The organism is Streptomyces sp. NPDC054849, assembly GCF_053610945.1.
The window spans coordinates 1-3,647 of sequence record NZ_JBSGZI010000189.1; the positions used below are offsets into that span (position 1 = coordinate 1).

The following is a 3,647-nucleotide window of genomic DNA, read 5'->3' on the forward strand; positions in this document are numbered from 1 at the left end:
AGTGGTTGTTTTTGAAGGCTGCCCTGCTGTTCCTCGTAGCCCACTGCGCTCCGTCGTCGTCGGCGCGCCTAGGCTCACCGCATGGACGATTCGATATGGGCGGGGGTTCGGCAGCGTGTGCAGTCACTCGTGGCCGCCCCTGGTAGCGACCGCGTTTTCGGCGCGGTGGGGCACAAGTTCTTCCTCGAGGACCCTCTGACGCCGGCGGAACTGGCTGATCTCGAGGGCCAGATGGGCGTGTCGCTGCCCGAGGAGTACCGCGACTTCCTCCTCTATGTCGGCGCCGGAGGGGCCGGGCCAGCACACGGGGTGTATCCGGCGCGCCTGATCCAGGGGCGCTGGCGGTGGGAGGGAGACGGAGCCGAGCTCGCCGACCTGTCCCGACTGGCCGAACCGTTTCCGCGTGAAGGCGCAGACCCCGAAGCCGTTCAGGCGCTTCTGTCCGAGCGTCCGGAGGAAGAGGACTTCGAAGAGATCGAAGACTTCGATGACGCTATCGAGGCATGGGACGAGCGCTGGGAACCACTGATGTTCTCATCGGACCGTACTGTCGGCGCGACCGTCATCTCAACGCTGGGTTGCGCCGCCCGCGAGTGGCTCATCATCAGCGGCCCGGAGCGGGGGCGAATCTGGTCCGACAACCGGGCAGATGATGAAGACCTGGAGCCGCTGCTCGACGGCAACGGTGGGCCGATGACCTTCGCGCGCTGGTATCTGACGTGGCTCGAGGAAGCCGAACGTCAGCCGGCACCAGTCCCGGCAGCAGACTGAGCCGCAGGCCCGGCGGAGATCGTGTCGGGCTTCCTCGTCCAGCTGTCGGTGCGGGGCCCCTTGCGGGCGATACGCCTGGTCATGAGGGTGATGAGTGACCAGTTCAGGTGCGCTTCGCTGTTCTGGGGCAGTCGCTCGTAGTCTCTCGCGTTGCGGCGGGCGTTCATGATCCAGCCGATGGTCCGCTCAACGCGCCAGCGCCGTGGAAGGACGACGAAGCCCTTCGTTCCCTTGGGTCGGGAGACGGTCCGTAGGGTGATTTTGAGGAAGTCCCGGGCCCAGTCGACGAGCTGGCCAGCGTAGGCGGAGTCCGCCCAGACCTGGGTGATCTGCGGCTGGGTGAGGCGAAGGCGCCAGAGGAGTTCGCGGGCCGCGTCCCGGTCGGTCATGTCGGCCGGGGTCACCATGATCATGACGGGCATGCCTTTGGTGTCGACCACGATGTGTCTCTTGCGGCCGTTGATCTTCTTCGCGGCGTCATACCCGCGGGTGTCCTGGCTTACGGTGTGCGCGGCCTTCACCGACTGGGAGTCGACGATCAGCGTGACGGGGTGGGGACATCGTCCCAGGTCGGTACGTATGCGGCGCCGGAGCTGGTCGCGGATGTAAGTGACGTGGCCCGCCCGGTTCCAGCGGGTGAAGAACCCGTAGACAGTTTCCCAGGGTGGGAAGTCCGCGGGGAGGGCCCGCCACTTCGCGCCGTTGTCGACGATGTAGCGGATCGCGTCCACGATCTGCCGGCGGGGCCACTTCTCGGGGTGCCCGCCGGTCTTGGTCTGGCAGGCCGGGGTCGGCAGGAGGGGCTCGATCAGAGCCCACTCCGCCGTGGTGGTGTCGGAGGGATAGCGGCGGCGACGAACAGGTGTCGGCATGGCGGCACTCGCGAAGTAGAGCCTGGTGGGAAGGCTATTTGGCGAGCTGGGCGAGGGTCGCCCGGACGCCGGTCAGCTGGGCGATGACCAGTTGCGCCCATTCATCCTCAGGGCGGCGGGCCAGGTGCGGGGCCACGGTGCCGGTGATCACCCGGGTCAGCCGGCCCAGGACCTGCAACAGCTGCTTCTTCTCGTACTCGATCCAGTCCGCGGGATCGTCGGAGAACATGTATCCGTCCCGCCGGCGCCAGATGATCGGGGTCAGGTGCTCGGCCGCGCCCACATCCCGCAGCTGCCGGATCCCCCGCGTGACCTGGGACTTCCTCAGCCGGGTAGCGGCCACCAGCTGACTGGACTGGAGCCCGGCCGGCCGGGCTTCCATCAGAGCGACGCGGACCAGGTCGCCGTAGTGCTCAGCGAGCGGGAGAGTCTGGCGGCGGGCCATTGCCTACTCGCCCTTGAGGAGCTGGGCGAGCTGCTCGTCCAGGGTGAACACCCCGGCGTCTATGGCCGACTCCAGCCAGTCGGCCGCGGCCCTCACCCTGGCTATGCCGCGCCGGACGGTCTCCCGCTCGTCCTCGGTGAACTCCTGCCCTCGCAGGCGCGGAACGAGCCGACCAAGCGAGGCCACATAGGAGTGGCACGAGCCCACCAGGTCCAGGTACTCGATGGTGTGCTCGATCTTGCGGACCGCCGGGACCCGCTCGCGGAGCGTCTCGCGGGCCCGCTCGGAGTTGTCGAACTGCGCCCGGTTGACCAGGAGCCTGGCGGTGTCGTCCCGCATGGCTTCCCTCGCGACCTGCGGACGCCGCAGCAGGTCCCTGGTGACCTTCTTGGCGACCTCGTCGTCCCGGGTCAGCTCCGCGACCACCCGCACCCGGTCCTCCTGACTGACCTGAGCCGCTGCGGTCGGCCTGAGCAAAAGGTCCGCCGTGACCGCTGCCGCGACCTTGTCGTCCCTGGTCAGGTCGGTGACCGCCCTGATCTTCTCCTCGACCGTGACCGGGATGTCGACCTTGTGGCCCAGCAGCCGCTTCGCGCCATCCGGCGTCCACTGCCGCCGCCCACTGCGCTCGTTGAACGGCGGATCATCCAGCGATGCCCACCGCTCGGCCTGATCCACGACCGACCCGAGAATCCGGTGGACCGTGAAAGAGATCCCTTTCCGGCGCTTGGCGGCCGGCCACTTCGCGGCCGTCCACCGCCAAGCCGTCACCGTCCGCTCCGACACCCCGATGTCGTCGGCGAACCGCTGCAACGACACCTTCACGGTGAACTCCGGCTCGGTGGCCGCGCAAGGCTCGGGACTGCCCCAGGACCGCATTGGCTCGATCTCCAGTGCCAGATCCCCGAGCGCGAACTGAGCCCCGGAGACCTGCTCGACCAGCTCGACTCCGGCCGCGACGATCTGCTCGTAACGCTGCACGGTCACGTTCCCGACCATGTCCGCCATGATCCCCACCACCCCCTCGGTCCGGAGCCGGCCACCGGTGGCAGCCCATCAGGTGCACTCCGTTCCAGGTCCCTGCCAGCGTGATGCGTCCACGACATCGACCGGCAGAGCGCGAACTACCGGTGCGAAGCACTCCATGGCGCCCCCGAACACGTGACACCACCGGCACGCCCGCGTTCGCGCCGTTCGGCTACGGCGTTTCCGTAACACCATTCCGCGACGCCCGCTCCCGGAAGGCCCTCACCCGACACCGCGGCGAGCAGTACCGAGCCGACCGCTGCCGCTCCACCCCAACCGTCCAGCCGCGGCCACATACAGGGCACACAGCCAGCTCACCCCGTCGCATCGCCACCACCCGGAGCCGAGCCCGCTGGAGCCTCCGCCACCGCCGCGACCTGCACCGAGACGAACAGAACACCGCGTCCGTCGCCATCGACAACGGCAGCGGATCACCACACTCACGGCAGTACCGCCGGCCCACCCCACCAGAGCCCACGACCCAGATCATCCAGCCAGCCAGACCCCAAAACCAGCCTTCAAAAACAACCACT

The 3,647-nt window shown here is 68.2% G+C and carries 4 protein-coding genes; 1 reads left to right on the forward strand and 3 read right to left on the reverse strand.

Annotated features, from left to right (window positions below; translation table 11 throughout):
* The first annotated feature begins 81 nt into the window (after positions 1-81).
* Positions 82-771, forward strand: coding sequence for an SMI1/KNR4 family protein (locus tag ACWGIF_RS37755; protein WP_453504370.1), 690 nt, complete (start codon positions 82-84; stop codon positions 769-771).
* On the opposite strand, the gene ACWGIF_RS37760 is transcribed toward ACWGIF_RS37755, so the two are convergent.
* Genes ACWGIF_RS37760 through ACWGIF_RS37770 form a run of 3 tightly spaced genes read right to left on the reverse strand, consistent with a single transcriptional unit; the run spans position 741 to position 3,087 of the window.
* A complete protein-coding gene (locus ACWGIF_RS37760; protein WP_453504372.1) occupies positions 741-1,643 on the reverse strand; it encodes an IS5 family transposase in 903 nt (300 codons plus the stop codon). The genes ACWGIF_RS37755 and ACWGIF_RS37760 overlap by 31 nt on opposite strands.
* Positions 1,644-1,677: 34 nt before the next feature.
* Positions 1,678-2,088, reverse strand: coding sequence for a hypothetical protein (locus ACWGIF_RS37765; RefSeq protein WP_453504374.1), 411 nt, complete (start codon positions 2,086-2,088; stop codon positions 1,678-1,680).
* A gap of 3 nt (positions 2,089-2,091) precedes the next feature.
* A complete protein-coding gene (locus tag ACWGIF_RS37770; RefSeq protein WP_453504376.1) occupies positions 2,092-3,087 on the reverse strand; it encodes a DUF6192 family protein in 996 nt (331 codons plus the stop codon).
* Positions 3,088-3,647: the final 560 nt, after the last annotated feature.